Annotated in this window: 18 protein-coding genes; 8 read left to right on the forward strand and 10 right to left on the reverse strand. The window is 60.7% G+C overall.

What is annotated here, in order from left to right; all coding sequences use genetic code 11:
* Positions 1-17: 17 nt before the first annotated feature.
* Together ELQ88_RS26075 and ELQ88_RS26080 are read left to right on the forward strand one after the other, a co-directional pair.
* Positions 18-314: a type II toxin-antitoxin system MqsR family toxin gene (locus ELQ88_RS26075; protein WP_138968650.1), complete on the forward strand. Its 297-nt coding sequence runs from the start codon at positions 18-20 to the stop codon at positions 312-314.
* A gap of 2 nt (positions 315-316) precedes the next feature.
* Positions 317-718: a type II toxin-antitoxin system MqsA family antitoxin gene (locus ELQ88_RS26080; RefSeq protein WP_138968652.1), complete on the forward strand. Its 402-nt coding sequence runs from the start codon at positions 317-319 to the stop codon at positions 716-718.
* 74 nt (positions 719-792) lie between these two features.
* On the opposite strand, the gene ELQ88_RS26085 is transcribed toward ELQ88_RS26080, so the two are convergent.
* From ELQ88_RS26085 to ELQ88_RS26120, 8 genes are all read right to left on the reverse strand, one after another.
* Positions 793-1,488 (reverse strand): pentapeptide repeat-containing protein, encoded by a 696-nt coding sequence (locus ELQ88_RS26085; protein WP_138968654.1) that lies wholly within the window; start codon positions 1,486-1,488, stop codon positions 793-795.
* Between the two features lie 102 nt (positions 1,489-1,590).
* Positions 1,591-3,009 carry an amino acid permease gene (locus ELQ88_RS26090; RefSeq protein ID WP_138968656.1) on the reverse strand — a complete coding sequence of 473 codons (1,419 nt, stop codon included), beginning with the start codon at positions 3,007-3,009 and terminating at the stop codon, positions 1,591-1,593.
* 861 nt (positions 3,010-3,870) lie between these two features.
* Positions 3,871-5,169 carry a 23S rRNA pseudouridine(2605) synthase RluB gene (gene rluB, locus ELQ88_RS26095; RefSeq protein ID WP_128871742.1) on the reverse strand — a complete coding sequence of 433 codons (1,299 nt, stop codon included), beginning with the start codon at positions 5,167-5,169 and terminating at the stop codon, positions 3,871-3,873.
* A 155-nt stretch (positions 5,170-5,324) separates the two neighbouring features.
* On the reverse strand, positions 5,325-5,516 hold the full coding sequence (locus ELQ88_RS26100; RefSeq protein WP_128871743.1) for a DUF1289 domain-containing protein: 192 nt from the start codon (positions 5,514-5,516) through the stop codon (positions 5,325-5,327).
* Positions 5,517-5,661: 145 nt separating this feature from the next.
* Positions 5,662-6,672 carry an SMC-Scp complex subunit ScpB gene (gene scpB / locus ELQ88_RS26105; protein ID WP_138968658.1) on the reverse strand — a complete coding sequence of 337 codons (1,011 nt, stop codon included), beginning with the start codon at positions 6,670-6,672 and terminating at the stop codon, positions 5,662-5,664.
* A gap of 11 nt (positions 6,673-6,683) precedes the next feature.
* Complete coding sequence (locus ELQ88_RS26110; protein ID WP_178084774.1) at positions 6,684-7,442, reverse strand: ScpA family protein; 759 nt, start codon at positions 7,440-7,442, stop codon at positions 6,684-6,686.
* Positions 7,443-7,502: 60 nt separating this feature from the next.
* A complete protein-coding gene (locus ELQ88_RS26115) occupies positions 7,503-8,132 on the reverse strand; it encodes an L-threonylcarbamoyladenylate synthase (protein WP_128871746.1) in 630 nt (209 codons plus the stop codon).
* A 13-nt stretch (positions 8,133-8,145) separates the two neighbouring features.
* Positions 8,146-9,009: a PHP domain-containing protein gene (locus tag ELQ88_RS26120; protein WP_138968660.1), complete on the reverse strand. Its 864-nt coding sequence runs from the start codon at positions 9,007-9,009 to the stop codon at positions 8,146-8,148.
* 87 nt (positions 9,010-9,096) lie between these two features.
* Here ELQ88_RS26120 and ELQ88_RS26125 point away from each other — a divergent pair, with 87 nt between their 5' ends.
* The 5 genes from ELQ88_RS26125 (at position 9,097) to ELQ88_RS26145 (ending at position 13,289) form a co-directional block, all read left to right on the forward strand.
* Positions 9,097-9,693: a septation protein A gene (locus tag ELQ88_RS26125; RefSeq protein ID WP_128871748.1), complete on the forward strand. Its 597-nt coding sequence runs from the start codon at positions 9,097-9,099 to the stop codon at positions 9,691-9,693.
* A gap of 1 nt (position 9,694) precedes the next feature.
* On the forward strand, positions 9,695-9,994 hold the full coding sequence (locus ELQ88_RS26130) for a YciI family protein (protein ID WP_128871749.1): 300 nt from the start codon (positions 9,695-9,697) through the stop codon (positions 9,992-9,994).
* 299 nt (positions 9,995-10,293) lie between these two features.
* Complete coding sequence (locus ELQ88_RS26135) at positions 10,294-10,971, forward strand: response regulator transcription factor (protein WP_138968662.1); 678 nt, start codon at positions 10,294-10,296, stop codon at positions 10,969-10,971.
* A gap of 347 nt (positions 10,972-11,318) precedes the next feature.
* On the forward strand, positions 11,319-11,765 hold the full coding sequence (locus ELQ88_RS26140) for an LTXXQ domain protein (RefSeq protein ID WP_138968664.1): 447 nt from the start codon (positions 11,319-11,321) through the stop codon (positions 11,763-11,765).
* Positions 11,766-11,948: 183 nt separating this feature from the next.
* Positions 11,949-13,289, forward strand: a complete 1,341-nt coding sequence (locus ELQ88_RS26145; protein WP_138968666.1) for a HAMP domain-containing sensor histidine kinase — start codon at positions 11,949-11,951, stop codon at positions 13,287-13,289.
* A gap of 108 nt (positions 13,290-13,397) precedes the next feature.
* Here the strand turns inward: ELQ88_RS26145 and ELQ88_RS26150 are convergent, their stop codons facing one another.
* Positions 13,398-13,964 carry an NAD(P)H nitroreductase gene (locus ELQ88_RS26150; RefSeq protein WP_138968667.1) on the reverse strand — a complete coding sequence of 189 codons (567 nt, stop codon included), beginning with the start codon at positions 13,962-13,964 and terminating at the stop codon, positions 13,398-13,400.
* Between the two features lie 122 nt (positions 13,965-14,086).
* On the opposite strand from ELQ88_RS26150, the gene ELQ88_RS26155 reads away from it, so the two are divergent.
* A complete protein-coding gene (locus ELQ88_RS26155) occupies positions 14,087-15,541 on the forward strand; it encodes a TrkH family potassium uptake protein (RefSeq protein ID WP_138968669.1) in 1,455 nt (484 codons plus the stop codon).
* Here ELQ88_RS26155 and ELQ88_RS26160 read toward each other — a convergent pair.
* Positions 15,498-16,559 carry an AraC family transcriptional regulator gene (locus tag ELQ88_RS26160; RefSeq protein ID WP_218190523.1) on the reverse strand — a complete coding sequence of 354 codons (1,062 nt, stop codon included), beginning with the start codon at positions 16,557-16,559 and terminating at the stop codon, positions 15,498-15,500. The two genes, ELQ88_RS26155 and ELQ88_RS26160, sit on opposite strands and share 44 nt — an antisense overlap.
* Between the last annotated feature and the right edge of the window lie 12 nt (positions 16,560-16,571).

A 16,571-nucleotide genomic window follows, 5' to 3' on the forward strand; every position in this document is an offset into this window, starting at 1 on the left:
TGGGTTAAATTCAGCCGATGGAAAAAAGAATCCCTCACTGCAAGCTATCTACCGTAAAAGTCTTGATTGAGGCGGGCAAGGTACGTACCACGCAAGCGGCTCGCGTTGGAGCGGTTGAGTTGGGGCTTGATCTTTGCGAGATGCTGACGGTGGTAATGGCGCTTACACCCACTGATTTTTACAAAAGCATGACCACTCACGCCGACCACACGATTTGGCAAGACGTGTACCGCCCGAGCACACAAGCAGGTGACGTGTATCTGAAACTGACGGTTATTGATGACGTGCTGATCGTATCCTTTAAGGAGCTATAAACATGAAATGTCCTGTTTGCGGCGCAGCTGAACTCATCCATGACACCCGCGACCTGCCGTATACCTACAAAGGTGAAACCACTGTCATTGCGGCGGTGATGGGCGACTTCTGCCCCGCCTGTACCGAATCAGTTTTGGGTGCAGCTGAGTCGGATCGTGTCATGCGTGAAATGCGTGCTTTCACCAAGCAAATCAATGCGGCCATTGTCGATCCGGGTTTTATCACGACCGTACGCAAAAAGCTCGATCTTGACCAGCGTGAAGCGGCTGAGATTTTCGGCGGCGGCGTCAATGCATTCTCGCGCTATGAGAATGGCAAGACCAAGCCCCCATTGGCTCTGGTCAAGCTGCTCAAGGTGCTTGATCGTCACCCGGAGCTGTTGAACGAAGTCAAAGCGTATTAACGCATTGGCATTGGCCGGTGCAGCTGGCTGATCCACCCGTGTTGGCGGGCAAAAATCGCCTTGGACTTGTTGTGCTATGCGACAGTTAAACCCAGCTCCGACAGCAGCATCGAGGCTTGTGCGCGAGAAATCACCGCCCCCTTGAACAGTTTGGCATCATTGAGTCGAAAGCCGCTCAAATCGGCGCCGCGCAAATCCGCACCGGCGAATGTCGCGCCATTGATACGGGCATGGGCCAGGCTGCAGTCGACAAACTCGGCCTTGCGAAAGTCCGCGTCACTCAGGTCCGCTTCAGAAAAATCCAGGTTGTTCAGCGTGTTTCTGGCAAAGGACATTCCCGGTAAAAAAGCACTGTTGAGTCGCGTTTCATTGAACGAAAGGCCCAGGCTCGAGCAGTGACTGAAGTTGGCGCCGGTCAGCTTGCAGCCGTTGAACACGACTTGCGCCAATTTGGCTCGCTGCCACCGCGTGTTGTTCAGATCACAATTGCTGAACGATGCTTCCAGCAGGTGCGCGGCTTCGAAAATCCCGTGCGCCCCCCGGCACCCCTTCCACTGCGTGCCTTCCAGGCGAGCCCCGAGGAACTGAGTGCGCAGCAGGCTGCAGCGCTGGAACTCGCAGTGATCCAGCACCAGCCGCGACAAGTCGGCGTCGGTGAAGTCCACGCCAATGAAGCGCAGCGGCAAGCCGTGATGATCAATCGCGGCCTGAACGTCCTCACGGCCCAACAGGCCGCCTTCTATTTCGTAATGCGTTGGTCCTTCGCTCATGCTTGCCTCCTTTTATCTGGCGCGGGCAGTCTATCGTCACCTCGCGTAGGACCGCAGACAAAAAAACCGGCAGAAGCCGGCTTTTTTGTTGTCATCCTTTTCCTACTTGATCGCGGAGCCGGCCACTGCTGCGCCGTGGTCACGACGCTTGTTCTTGATGCCGTAGCAGATCCACATGAATGCCACCCACACCGGAATCGCGTACACCGAGATCTGGATCCCCGGGATCAGCAGCATCACGCCGAGGATGAACACCACGAACGCCAGGCACACGTAGTTGCCGTACGGGTACCACAGGGCCTTGAACAGCGGCGTCTGCCTGGTTTTGTCCATGTGCTGGCGGAACTTGAAGTGCGAGAAGCTGATCATTGCCCAGTTGATCACTAGGGTCGCAACCACCAGTGACATCAACAGCTCAAGGGCGCTGTGCGGAATCAGGTAGTTCAGCAGCACGGCGATCAGCGTCACTGCGGCCGACGCCAGGATCGAACGCACAGGCACACCGCGCTTGTCGATCTTCGCCAGGGCTTTCGGCGCATCGCCCTGCTCGGCCATGCCCAGCAGCATGCGGCTGTTGCAGTAGGTGCCGCTGTTGTACACCGACAATGCCGCGGTCAGGACCACGAAATTGAGGATGTGCGCGGCGGTGTTGCTGCCGAGCATCGAGAACACTTGTACGAACGGGCTGCCGCTGTAGGAGTCGCCGGATGCGTTCAGGGTCTCCAGCAGGCTGTCCCATGGCGTCAGCGACAGCAGAATGACCAGCGCACCGATGTAGAAAATCAGGATCCGGTAGATCACCTGGTTGATGGCTTTGGGGATCACGGTTTTCGGCTGATCGGCTTCTGCTGCGGTGAAACCGAGCATTTCCAGGCCGCCGAAGGAGAACATGATAATCGCCATGGCCATGACCAGACCGCTGATACCGTTCGGGAAGAAGCCGCCGTGGGACCACAGGTTGCTCACCGACGCTTGCGGGCCGCCGTTGCCGCTGACCAGCAGGTAGCTGCCGAGGGCAATCATGCCGACGATGGCCACGACCTTGATGATCGCAAACCAGAACTCGGCCTCGCCGAAGACTTTGACGTTGGCCAGGTTGATCAGGTTGATCAGCACGAAGAACCCGGCGGCCGAGACCCAGGTCGGGATATCCGGCGCCCAGTAGTGGATGTATTTGCCGACCGCGGTCAGCTCCGACATGCCCACCAGGATGTACAGGATCCAGCAGTTCCAGCCCGACAGGAAACCGGCGAAACCGCCCCAGTACTTGTGCGCGAAGTGGCTGAAGGAACCGGCCACCGGCTCTTCGACAATCATTTCGCCGAGCTGGCGCATGATCATGAACGCAATGAAGCCGCAGATGGCGTAGCCGAGGATCATCGACGGGCCAGCGGATTTCAGTACCCCGGCCGAACCGAGGAACAGTCCGGTACCGATCGCGCCACCGAGGGCGATCAGTTGAATATGGCGATTTTTCAGGCCGCGCTTCAGCTCGCCTGAATGCGAGTTTTGTCCACTCATGAAAAGGGTCTCACGCAAGGTTTGATGATGTTCGTTAGACGTTGCTGCTCGGTTACGGCTTCAAGCAGCGCCGATCAAACCCCAGCGCAGGCACCGGGAGTCCAGCGTTTTTACAACGGTCATGCGTCACCTGTTTGTTTTTATCTGTGACGAAATCGGACCCGACACGCTCGTGACGTGGCGGAGTGAACAAGGCGGGTAACCTTGAGGTTTGCGCAGATGCGCAGGAGGTCACAGTTAAAACGCGGCGCATTGTACACCTGTAACCCCCTGCTGCCAGACACCGTTGGATCAACGAGTCGTTTGCCGGGATTGCCTGTGTCCGCCCCGAATGGCTCGGGCGGCTGCAAAAATTGAGTCAGACCTTTGCGGGTCATCGACGGAGGCGCCAGAAAAATCGCCCCGCGGGAAGAGATGGAATCGAGTCACGGCGTACATTGCGCCTCCTTCTTGTTATGCACCTGCACGACAGGCATGGGGCGCATCTGATCCTTGATGAGGCTTTGAAACAAGCGGGCCAGAGGGCAGGAAAGCATTCGAACAGCCAGCGAGTGGAAGTATTTTCTTACAGCGTTTGGTGGGTGACGATTCCACGGGAGAAATCATTGGATTCCGTCAAATTTTCGTTACAGGGCGTAACAACGGTTTTCCACTCCGAGTCCGATGGAGTTGCTACTGGCGCCTTCGCGAGCAAGCCCGCTCCCACAAGGTTTCGGGGCGATCACATGATCTGTGAACACCCCGGCAACTTGTGGGAGCGGGCTTGCTCGCGAAGATGCCCGAACATTCACCACATCACTAAAGCCAGACCAAAAAAAACGCCAACCCGAAGGTTGGCGTTTTTGATAAAGCGCTTACCGCTTACTCAGGCTTGCGACGACCAAAGCCCGGACGCTGGCCGGAGCCGGCTGGCGCGCCGCGGCGTTTGCCCGATGGTGCGTCCTTGTCGACCAGGACGATGCCTGGGCGTTTCTTCGGCGCTGGCTTGGCCGGGCGCTTGGTGTCGGACGGACGGTCCGCCACTGGCGTACCGCGAGCCGAATCACCACGAGGTTGACCACGACCTGCCGGGGCGCCGCGATCACTGCGACCACCGCTTGGCGCACCGCGGCCTTCACCGCGTTCGGTGCGACCGTTGGCCGGACGCGGCGTGCGTGGACCGCGCTCGCCGTCTGCACGGGGTGCGGCTGGCTTGCGGGCCGGACGCTCGCCTTCGATCTGCGGCTCACGGGAGTCCCGCGGCGTAGCAGCGGTCTGGTTACCGATGGCTGGACGCAACGAACGCACGCGCTCGGTCTTGCCCATCGGACGCGACGATTTACGCTGCATGCGATCGAGCTTGTCTTTGCTCTTGGCGTTCATTTGCGGCATGGCCACCGGCGTCAGGCCTACTTCAGCACTCAGAATGTCGACTTCGTACTGGCTCATTTCGCGCCAGCGACCCATCGGCAGGTCGGAGTTGAGAAACACCGGACCGAAACGCACGCGCTTCAGACGGCTGACCACCAGGCCCTGGGATTCCCACAGGCGACGGACTTCGCGGTTGCGACCTTCCATCACCACGCAGTGGTACCAGTGGTTGAAACCTTCGCCACCCGGGGCTTGCTTGATGTCGGTGAACTTGGCCGGGCCGTCTTCGAGGACGACGCCCGCCTTCAGGCGCTCGATCATCTCGTCATCGACTTCGCCACGCACACGGACTGCGTATTCACGGTCCATTTCGTAGGACGGGTGCATCAGGCGGTTGGCCAGTTCACCGTCGGTGGTGAACATCAGCAGACCGGTGGTGTTGATGTCCAGGCGGCCGATGTTGATCCAGCGACCTTCTTTCGGTTTTGGCATCTTGTCGAACACGGTCGGACGGCCTTCCGGGTCGAGGCGGGTGCAGATTTCACCGTCGGGCTTGTTGTACATGATCACGCGGCGTACCGACTCGGCGGCTTCTTCGCGCTTGATCACCTTGCCATCGATGGTGATGGCGTCGTGCATGTCGACACGCAGGCCGAGGGTGGCGTCTTTGCCATTGACCTTGATGCGGCCGTGGCTGATCCAGGCTTCTACGTCACGGCGCGAGCCGACGCCGATGCGGGCGAGGACTTTCTGCAGCTTTTCGCCTGCTGGGCCGATTTCCTGGTCGTCTTTCTGGTCTTTGATACTCATCTGGGCACCTCCCGGTGTGGTCTGTTCAGGCAGCTCTGAAGTGAGTGCCTGAAGCGTTGAAAGCTGGGTACTCGGGCGAAGGGATCGCCGGAGGGTCGCGAATCATACGCTCATGCGAGCGCTCGCGCATCAGAGACTAGTCGATGCAGGCCTGGTTATTTGTTTTTCCGCCGACCGGTGGCGCCGAGCTTGATCAACCGCAGCGCCGCTTCAGCCAGCACCGTGCGCTTGTCGACCTTGTCGAGTTTCTTCCAGGCCTTGATCTCGCGCTTGCTGCGGCCGCAGCCGATGCAGATGTCGTCGGTGAATTTGCAGAGGCTGATGCAGGGGTCTTTGGTTGAGCTCATCGAATACTCCAGTCAACACAAACCCGTGTAGGAGCCGGCTTGCTGGCGATGGCGTCCTGACAGCCAGCACATGTGTTGAATGTGTCACCGCCATCGCCTGCAAGCCGGCTCCTACAGGGAATCTCAGTGCCCACAGAATGTGTGGTCAGTCGTCGAATTCGCGGCGTTCGGCTTCGATCGCTTCGGCGAGGGCCCGGGCTTCGGCTTCTTCGTCGCTCAATTCGGGTTCGGGTTTGTGCTGATCCAGCGCAGCGACAGCGGCCAGGAGTTTTTCCCGAGCTTCGGCGACGCCAAGCACGTCATCTTCCTGCTCTTCTTCCCGCTCTTCGTCCTGCTCCTGCCCCTCTTCCTGCACTTCTTCAACTATGGCTTCAGCCTCGAACTGAAGTTCAGTTTCGATCTCAGGCGGGTCCGAAACCTCTTCAGTTTCAGTCGCAGCCCCGTCGCGCAGCAGGTCGTCGAAATCGGTCTTGAGCCCCTCCTCCATCGTGTCCAGCTCCTGCAGCAACGTATGGAAACTGGTTTCCTCCTTCGGCTCTTCCGGCTCGGCAGTGGCATCCGCCAGCGCTTGCAGCCCGGCTGGCACCGGTGCGTCGTCGAAATCCAGTACCGGATCAGGTTCAAGCTCGCGCAGCTCGGCCAGGGGCGGCAGATCGTCGAGGTTTTTCAGGTTGAAGTGATCGAGAAAGACTTTGGTGGTGGCGAACATCGCCGGTTTGCCGGGCACTTCGCGATAGCCGACGATGCGGATCCACTCGCGTTCCAGCAGGGTCTTGACGATGTGAGTGTTGACCGCCACGCCCCGTACGTCTTCGATCTCGCCCCGGGTAATCGGTTGGCGATAGGCGATCAGGGCCATGGTTTCGAGCATGGCGCGGGAATAGCGTTGCGGCCGCTCTTCCCACAGGCGTCCGACCCAAGGCGAGAACTTTTCACGGATCTGCAGGCGATACCCGGAGGCGACTTCCTTCAGCTCGAAGGCGCGGCCGTCGCAGGACTTGGCCAGAATCGTCAGGGCTTTCTTGAAGACCGGCGGCTCGGGCCGTTCACCCTCTTCGAACAGTTCGAACAAGCGTTCAAGCGATTGCGGTTTTCCCGAGGCCAACAGAAAGGCTTCAAGCAATGGCGCCAGCTCGCGGGGTTCACTCAGGTTCATGATTCAACTCGTTATTCGGCTCGGGCCCGGACGTGGATCGCCGCGAACGGTTCATTCTGCACCAGCTCGACCAGGGATTCCTTGACCAGTTCGAGGATCGCCATAAAGGTCACCACCACCCCCAGGCGTCCTTCTTCCGCGGTGAACAGTTCGACAAACGGCACGAAACCGCCGCCCTTGAGCCGTTCCAGCACATCGCTCATGCGTTCGCGGGTGGACAATGCCTCGCGGCTGACCTGGTGGCTTTCGAACATGTCGCCCCGGCGCAGGACCTCGGCCATGGACATCAGCAACTCTTCCAGACTCACGTCCGGCAACAGTTTGCGCGCCCTGGCCTCGGGGGCGTCAAGCTTGGGCACCACCACGTCACGACCGACGCGGCTCAAGCCATCGATGCCTTCGGCGGCCGCCTTGAAGCGTTCGTACTGCTGCAAGCGCCGGATCAGTTCGGCGCGCGGGTCGTCTTCTTCGTCTGCGATGGTTTCGGCACGGGGCAGCAACATCCGCGACTTGATCTCGGCCAGCATCGCGGCCATCACCAGGTATTCCGCGGCCAGCTCCAGGCGCACCGACTGCATCAGTTCGACATACCCCATGTACTGACGGGTGATTTCCGCCACCGGGATGTCGAGGATGTTGATGTTCTGTTTGCGGATCAGGTACAGCAACAGGTCGAGTGGGCCTTCGAAGGCCTCGAGAAAAACCTCGAGCGCGTCCGGCGGGATATACAGGTCCAGCGGCATTTCCATGACCGCCTGGCCATAGACCATGGCGAAGGGCAGCTCTTGCTGGGCTCCGGCCTGACTGTCGACGGGTTCTACTGCGGACATCTAGGCCTCGGCCATGAATGGCGTGGGGTCGCCACAACCGACGCGGATCACTTCGGGCTCGCCGTCAGCGAGGTTGATCACCGTGGACGCCTTGATCCCGCCGAAACCGCCGTCGATGATCAGGTCGACCTGATGCTCGAGCAACTGGCGCATTTCGTAGGGATCGCTCATCGGGTCGGTGTCACCGGGCATGATCAGGGTCACGCTCATCAACGGTTCACCGAGTTCTTCCAGCAGGGCCAGGGCAATCGGGTGGGCCGGCACGCGCAGGCCGATGGTGCGTTTTTTCGGATGCAACAGCAGGCGCGGGACTTCGCGGGTGGCATTGAGGATGAAGGTGTAGGGGCCCGGCAGATGCGCCTTGAGCAGGCGGAAGGTGCCGGTGTCGATCTTGGCGAACAACCCCAGTTGCGACAGGTCGCTGCAAATCAGCGCGAAGTTGTGCTTTTCGTCCAGCTGACGCAAGCGGCGCACGCGCTCCACGGCGTTCTTGTCACCGATCTGGCAACCAATGGCGTAGGACGAGTCCGTGGGATAAATCACCACCCCGCCGCCGCGGATGATCTCGACAGCCTGTTTGATCAGGCGCGCTTGCGGGTTTTCCGGATGAATCTGGAAAAATTGACTCACATTTTCTACCTGTTCAGACGGCGGCAATAATTGGGTCATGTTTGAATCGACACCACAATGGCGGCAGATCCTCCGGAACCGGGCGGTATTCACCGATCTCGGACCAGCCTCCAGGGCCATGAAAATCACTGCCGGCGCTGACCAGCAGACCGAACTCGCGGGCAAGAATCGCCAGGCTGCCCACTTGCTCCGCGGGCTGATGGCCATTGACCACTTCGATCGCATGGCCCCCTGCTTGAATATAGTCGGCAATCAGCCGGCGACGTTTGCTGCGAGTGAAATCGTAATGCCAGGGATGCGCCAGGCTGACCCAGGCTTTCGCCGCGCGCAGGGTTTCGACGGTGTCTTCCAGGGTCGGCCAGTGTTGCTTGACGTCCCCCAGCTTGCCGGCGCCCAGCCATTTGCGGAACGCCTCGGCGCGATCCTTGACGTAACCCTCGCGCACCATCCAGTCGGCGAAGTGCGGACGGGCCGGCGCGTTGCCGCTGTCGCCCAGTTCCTGCTGAATGGCCCGGGCACCTTCCAGCGCTCCCGGCATGCCTTTCAACGCCAACTTGCGGCTTATTTCTTCGGACCGCAGCCAGCGGCCATCGTGCAATCTGGCAATCGCCTCGACCAGCGGTGGTGCATTCACATCAAATCCGTAGCCCAGCACATGGATGGTCGCGCCTCCCCAGGTGCAGGACAATTCGACGCCATTGACCAGTTGCATGCCCAGCGCGGAGGCCGTGCTGCGGGCCTCATCAAGGCCTTCGAGGGTGTCGTGATCGGTCAAGGCCAGGACTCGCACGCCTTTCTCGAACGCACGCGCAACCAGTATTGCAGGCGCCAGGGCGCCATCGGAGGCTGTGCTGTGGCAGTGCAAGTCAACATTCACGGGGATGTATTACCTCAAATCAGCTGGCGCTATCGCGCGCCCATATGTTTGTTATTATGCCGCCACATCCTGCTTCTGGCTGCCACTGTGAAACAATTCATCGATTTCATCCCGCTCCTGCTGTTCTTCGTTGTGTTCAAGATCGATCCACGGGTCGTCGACATCGCCGGTCATCAACTGACCGTCGGCGGTATCTACAGCGCCACCGCGATGCTGATCGTCAGCTCCCTGGTGGTCTACGGCGCGCTCTATTTCAAGCAGCGCAAGCTGGAGAAGAGCCAGTGGCTGACCCTTATCGCCTGCCTGGTCTTCGGCAGCCTGACCCTGGCGTTCCACAGCGAGACCTTCCTGAAATGGAAAGCCCCGGTGGTCAACTGGCTGTTTGCCCTGGCGTTCATCGGCAGCCACTTCGTCGGCGAGCAATTGTTGATCAAGCGCATCATGGGCCACGCGCTGACCCTGCCGGACCCGGTCTGGACCCGACTGAACATCGCCTGGATCGGGTTTTTCCTGTTTTGTGGCGCCGCCAACCTGTTTGTCGCGTTCACCTTCCAGAGCTACTGGGTCGACTTCAAGGTCTTCGGCAGCCTGGGCATGACCTTGCTGTTCCTGGTCGCACAGGGCATCTACCTGTCCCGCCATTTGCACGACGCCGATACCACAACGCCAAAAACCGAGGACTGACATGCTTTACGCAATCATTGCCACAGACGTCGCCAATTCCCTGGAAGCCCGCCTGGCCGCACGGCCTGCCCACCTTGAGCGCCTGCAAGTGCTCAAAGGCGAAGGCCGCATCGTACTGGCCGGCCCGCACCCGGCCGTCGACAGCAATGATCCGGGGGCCGCGGGTTTCACCGGCAGCCTGATCGTCGCCGAATTCGACTCCCTGGGCGCCGCCCAGGCCTGGGCCGACGCCGATCCGTATATCGCCGCCGGCGTCTACGCCAACGTTTCGGTCAAGCCGTTCAAGCAAGTCCTCCCGTAATATCCCCCGTGCGATGAACCTTCCCGGTTCATCGCGCGCTCAACGCTCATTCTTCTCCTTCACCGGCCGATAACCTGTCCAATAACCGTATTGGCACCAGGCGTCGCGATACGCAAAGGTTCGTTGTGTCTGAAAAGGTCCGTTGTGTCTGATGATAGTGAGTCAGCCGTCCAACAGTCCGCTGCCACATCCAGACCGACCGGCAACAATGGTTCGTCCTCGGTGCGGTTGGCCCTGCTCTGCGGTATCTTCGCCAGTGGTACAAGCAGAACGTCGGCAATGGCTAAATTGAGTGATTCATGAGCGAGTTGTTATTAATTGATGATGATCAGGAGCTGTGTGAGCTCCTGAGCAGTTGGCTGAGCCAGGAAGGCTTCCACGTCCGCGCCTGCCACGATGGCCGCAGCGCCCGTCGCGCGCTGGCGGAAACCTCGCCGGCGGCCGTGGTGCTGGACGTGATGCTGCCGGACGGCAGCGGCCTGGAGTTGCTCAAGCAACTGCGCAGCGATCACCCGGACTTGCCGGTGCTGATGCTCTCGGCCCGCGGCGAGCCGCTGGATCGTATCCTCGGCCTGGAACTCGGTGCCGACGATTACCTGGCCAAACCCTGCGATCCACGGGAACTGACAGCGCGCTTGCGCGCCGTATTGCGCCGCAGTCATCCGACGGCGGTGTCCAGCCAGCTCGAACTGGGCGACCTGTGTTTCAGCCCGGTGCGCGGCGTGGTCAGCATCGATCAACAGGAATTCACCCTCACCGTTTCCGAAAGCCGCCTGCTCGAAGCGTTGCTCAAGCAACCCGGTGAACCGCTGGACAAACAGGATCTGGCGCAGATCGCCCTCGGCCGCAAACTGACCCTGTACGACCGCAGCCTGGACATGCACATCAGCAATCTGCGCAAAAAGATCGGCCCGCACCCCGACGGCCGCCCACGCATCGTTGCCCTGCGCAGCCGTGGCTATTACTACAGCCTCTGAACCCTACGTCCCCCTGTAGGAGCGAGCTTGCTCGCGATGGACCTGAGAACACCATGGGGTATCAGGTTTCCAGCGTTATCGTTGACGACCATCGCGAGCAAGCTCGCTCCTACAGGGCGACGGCGGTGTATCTGACACATCGCGTCGTCTGCTTCGCCAGCAAGCCGGCTCCTACACACCGCGGCGTCTGGTTCGCCAGCATGCCGGCGTCTGTCGGAGGGGCTTTTGTCAGGACGGTACAAAGTCGTCTTTACCCAAGCTTTACGCTTCGCTGACCGCTACTGACCTTGATATGCGTAATCTGCACTCATCCGGAACGTACCGGGAACGAGACAAGGAGATTCACCATGCGCAAGACTCTTATCGCTCTGATGTTCGCTGCCGCCCTGCCGACCGTTGCCATGGCCATGCCCGAAGGCGCCGGCCCGATGGGCCCGATGGACGGCTCGCGCCACGGCGACCAGATGCACGGCATGCACGGCAAAGGCCCGTACGGCCAGCTGGACCTGAGTCGCGAACAGCGCGAGCAGATCCGCAAGATCATGGGCGAGCAGATGCACGAGCGTAAGCAAGTGGTCGACAAGTACCTGGAAAAACTGTCGCCAGCCGACCAGAAAGCCATGAAAGACGAAATGGCCGCCAACCACAAGAAAGCCGAAGCCGACGTGCGTGCCCTGCTGAAACCGGATCAACAGAAGCAGTTCGACGAGATCCAGAAGAAAAAGGCCGAGCGCCGCGCGGAATGGGCCGAGTTCAAGGCCTGGAAAGCGCAACAACCGCAAAAAGCGCAATAATAATGCGTCAAGCCCCGGACCCAACGGCTGAACACCGTTGGGTCCGGCGCACCCCGGTTTAAAATGTAGGAGCTGGCTTGCCAGCGAAAGCGGTGTGTCATTCAACATTTGTGTCGACTGATACGCCGCTTTCGCTGGCAAGCCAGCTCCTACATTAGCTTTGTGTTTGTTCGAGGATTATCTGTGCGCTCATTGTTCTGGCGTATCCTGGCCAGCTTCTGGCTGGCCATCGCTCTGGTGGCAGGGCTGTCCATTCTGCTCGGGCACATGCTCAACCAGGACGCGTGGATTCTCAGCCGCCACCCGGGTCTCAACACCCTGGCCGAACAGTGGACACAAACTTATGAAGCCCAGGGAGAAGATGCAGCCCAGGATCTTCTGCAACAGCGCAAGCGCCAGTATCACATCGACGTCCAGGTGCTCAACGAGAGCGGCGATCCGGTGGTGCGCGGCACTTTCCCCCGCCGCGCGGCAGCCTTTGAAGCGCGGCAGCAAAACGACGATCGCCGCCTGCCGTGGCGCCGCCTGACCGATGAGTACACCAGCGCAAAAACCGGTGACACCTACCTGCTGATCTATCGAATCCCCCATCCGGAACTGGACGCCTGGCACCGCGAAAGCCTGCTCTGGCCGTTGAGTGCATTAGGCATTGCGTTGGTGGTGCTGACCCTGTTCAGTCTGCTGGTGACCTTTTCGATCACCCGCCCGCTCAGCCGCTTGCGCGGCGCGGTGCATGACCTTGGGCAAACCACCTATCAACAGAACAGCCTGGTGAAACTGGCCAACCGGCGCGATGAATTCGGCGTGCTCGCCAACGATTTCAACCGGATGGGCGCGCGCCTGCAAAGTCTGATCGGCAGCCAGCGGCAACTGTTGCGCGATGTATCCCATGAATTGCGCTCGCCCCTCGCCCGACTGCGCATTGCACTGGCACTGGCCGAACGGGCCAAACCCGAGGAACGGGAAAAACTCTGGCCACGCCTGACCCGTGAATGCGACCGGCTGGAAGCGCTGATCAGCGAAATCCTGGTGCTGGCGCGGGTCGATGCCGACAACGCCAGCGCCGAAGAGGTGGACCTGAATGCCTTGCTCAACACCCTGCAAAAAGATGCACAGTTAGGTTCGCCGGAGCAGAACGTGCGCCTGGAGGCCGAGCCGCAACTGAACCTCAAAGGCTGGCCGACCATGATCGAGCGCGCGGTGGACAACCTGCTGCGCAACGCCCAGCGCTTCAACCCCGCAGGGCAATCGATAGAAATGCGGGCATCACGCCAGGGTGAGCGCATTGTCGTCAGCGTGCGGGACCATGGGCCCGGTGTGGTGGCCGAGCATTTGAGCCAGTTGGGTGAGCCGTTCTATCGGGCACCGGGACAGACTGCGGCGGGGCATGGCCTGGGATTGGCGATTGCCCGTCGTGCGGCGGAGCGCCATGGCGGGAGCCTGGTGCTGGCCAATCATCCGCAGGGTGGGTTTATCGCCAGCCTCGAATTGCCGTTGGTGCCCGGCATCGTCGTCCAACCCTGAACCCTGTGGGAGCGGGCTTGCTCGCGAAGGCGATGTGTCAGGTTAATCATGCGTTAATTGACACACCGCATTCGCGAGCAAGCCCGCTCCCACAGTTGATTGGTGGGGTCAGACCTTTCCGGGCCAGGCGCTGACAAACTCGGCCAGATCAACCTTCTCCGCCGCCCGCGGTTCCTTCTGCGGCGTGCCCAGGTAAAGAAACGCGATCACCTCTTCCCCTTCCGCCAGTCCCAACCCTTTGGCCACATGCGGCGAATACGCCAGCTCACCGGTGCGCCATACCGCACCAATTCCTTGCGCATAGGCCGCCAGCAAAATCCCGTGCGCCGCGCAACCCGCCGCCAGCAGCTGTTCGGACTTCGGATATTTGACGTGGTCCTGCAAACGGGCGATCACCACCACCACCAGCGGCGCACGCAGCGGCCCGTTGCGCGCCTTGTCCAGCGCCGCCTCGGACACTTCGCTGTCCTGCAGCCGCGCCGCTTCGGCCAGCAACTCGCCCATCTGCTCGCGCGCCGCGCCTTCGACTGTCAGAAAGCGCCAAGGCTGCAGGTGGCCATGGTCCGGCGCACGCATCGCAGCGGCAAACAGCACTTCGCGCTGCTCCGGGGTGGGTGCCGGTTCAAGCAGTCGTGGAACGGAAACACGGTTGAGCAACGCGTCGAGAGCCTGCATCGGCCACCTCCTGAAAAAATTGTCCGGCTATTCTAGCTGCAAGTGCGCAAACCCTGCCGGTTTACATGCCCTGCGCCGCAGGTAGAATGGCGCCCTTCCCTATTTCAGCCCGAGCGGACTTCATGGCGTTGCCGACCTTACGGACCATTGGTTTCATCATCGGCATCTTCCTGATCACGCTGGCCATCGCCATGGTCGTGCCCATGGCCACGCTGGTGATCTTCGAGCGCACCGGCGATCTGCCATCGTTTCTCTGGGCGAGCATGATCACCTTTGTCGCAGGCCTGGCCCTGGTCATTCCCGGGCGTCCCGAACACGTGCACCTGCGCCCGCGGGACATGTACCTGCTGACCGTCAGCAGTTGGCTGGTGGTGTGCATTTTCGCCGCGCTACCGTTTCTGCTGACACAACACATCAGCTACACCGACTCGTTCTTCGAAAGCATGTCCGGGATTACCGCCACCGGAGCGACGGTGCTCAACCGCCTGGATGACATGTCCCCCGGCATCCTGATGTGGCGCTCGTTGCTGCACTGGATCGGCGGCATCGGGTTTATCGGCATGGCGGTCGCGATTCTGCCACTGCTGCGCATCGGTGGCATGCGCCTGTTCCAGACCGAGTCGTCGGACCGTTCCGAAAAGGTCATGCCCCGCTCGCACATGGTGGCGCGCCTGATCGTCGCGGCCTACGTCGGCATTACCATTTTCGGCAGCCTGGCGTTCTGGTGGGCCGGGATGACCCCGTTCGATGCGATCAACCACGCCATGTCGGCGATCTCCACCGGCGGTTTCTCGACCTCCGACCAGTCCCTGGCCAAATGGACGCAACCGGCGGTGCACTGGGTCGCCATCGTCATCATGATTCTTGGCAGCCTGCCGTTCACCCTGTACGTGGCGACCTTGCGCGGTAACCGCAAGGCCCTGATCAAGGATCAGCAGGTGCAAGGCTTGCTCGGCATGCTGCTGGTGACCTGGCTGGTACTCGGCACCTGGTACTGGTGGACCACCGAACTGCATTGGCTCGAGGCATTGCGGCACGTGGCGCTGAACGTGACCTCGGTGGTGACGACGACAGGCTTCGCGCTTGGGGACTACAGCTTGTGGGGAAATTTCTCGCTGATGTTGTTCTTCTACCTGGGCTTTGTCGGCGGCTGCTCGGGATCGACCGCTGGCGGGATCAAGATTTTCCGTTTCCAGGTCGCCTATATCCTGCTCAAGGCCAACCTTAACCAATTGATTCACCCGCGTGCGGTGATCAAGCAAAAGTACAACGGTCACCGTCTCGACGAAGAGATCGTGCGCTCGATCCTGACCTTTTCGTTCTTCTTCGCCATCACCATCTGCGTGATCGCCCTGCTGCTGTCGCTGCTCGGCGTGGACTGGATGACCGCCCTTACCGGCGCGGCCAGTACCGTGTCCGGTGTCGGTCCGGGACTGGGCGAGACCATCGGCCCGGCAGGTAACTTCGCGTCCCTGCCGGACGCCGCCAAATGGATTCTCTCGTTCGGCATGCTGCTCGGCCGACTGGAGATCATTACGGTATTTGTCCTGTGTATACCGGCGTTCTGGCGTCACTGACCGGGTTCGGCGTTTCCATCAACCGCACCCGGTACTCGCCGGGGGTGGCATCGAACCAGCGTCGAAAAGCGCGGAAGAAATTGCTCGGATCGGCGAACCCCAACAGGTAGGCAATCTCCAGCAGGGTCATGCCCGGTTGCGCCAGATACTGCTCCGCCAGTTCGCGCCGGGTGTCGTCCAACAGCGCCTGGAAACTCGTGCCCTCTTCCTGCAGGCGTCGCTGCAAGGTCCGTTGCGACAGGTGCAGCGTCTGCGCCACGGTATCGCGCTTGGGTTCGCCCTGGGGCAGCAACCGGCACAACACCTGCCGCGCCTTGTGGGTCACCCGGCTTTCGGAGAACCGCGCCAGGTATTCGCCGGCAAACCGGTCATGCAGCAGCGCCATCGCCTCGTTGGCCGTCGGCAGCGGCGCTTCCATGTCGGCGCGTTCGAAGATCAACGCGTCATACGGCGCGTTGAATGCCATCGGGGCGTGGAAGGCTTGTTTATAGGGTTCGAGATTGATCGGCTCATCGCCCTGCAACAACACCTTGCGCGGCTGCAGGATGCGCCCGGTCAACCAGCCACACAGCGCCAGGGCACAGGCCAGTGAAGCTTCGGCGCTCTGCCGGGTGGGCGGCAGATGGTCGCCATGGACCGTCAGAATCAGCGCGTAGCCTTCATCCAGCAACCGGAAACTCAGGTCGGCACTTTCAGCGATGATCCGCTGATAACGCACCAGCCGCTGAAAACCTTCGGCCAGGGTCTGGCTGGACATCAGGGCATAGCCCGCCACGTGGAAGGAGGCCGGCCGCACCACCTTGCCCATGTTCAGGCCAATCGCCGGGTTGCCGGACAGCTCGACCGCACGCTGCCACAGGCGTGTCATGGAATCTTGCGGGAAGCGCGCGTCCGGATCATCCAGCGCTGAATAGTCGAGTCCCAGTTGCCTGAACAGAACCCGGCAATCCAGGCCATCCATTTCCAGTGCCTTGACAATCCCCATTGCCCAGCTTGCAGATGTCGTTCGTTCGCTCATGGCGTGTTCTTA

Origin of the sequence: Pseudomonas sp. MPC6, assembly GCF_006094435.1 — a bacterium.
Classification (GTDB): domain Bacteria; phylum Pseudomonadota; class Gammaproteobacteria; order Pseudomonadales; family Pseudomonadaceae; genus Aquipseudomonas.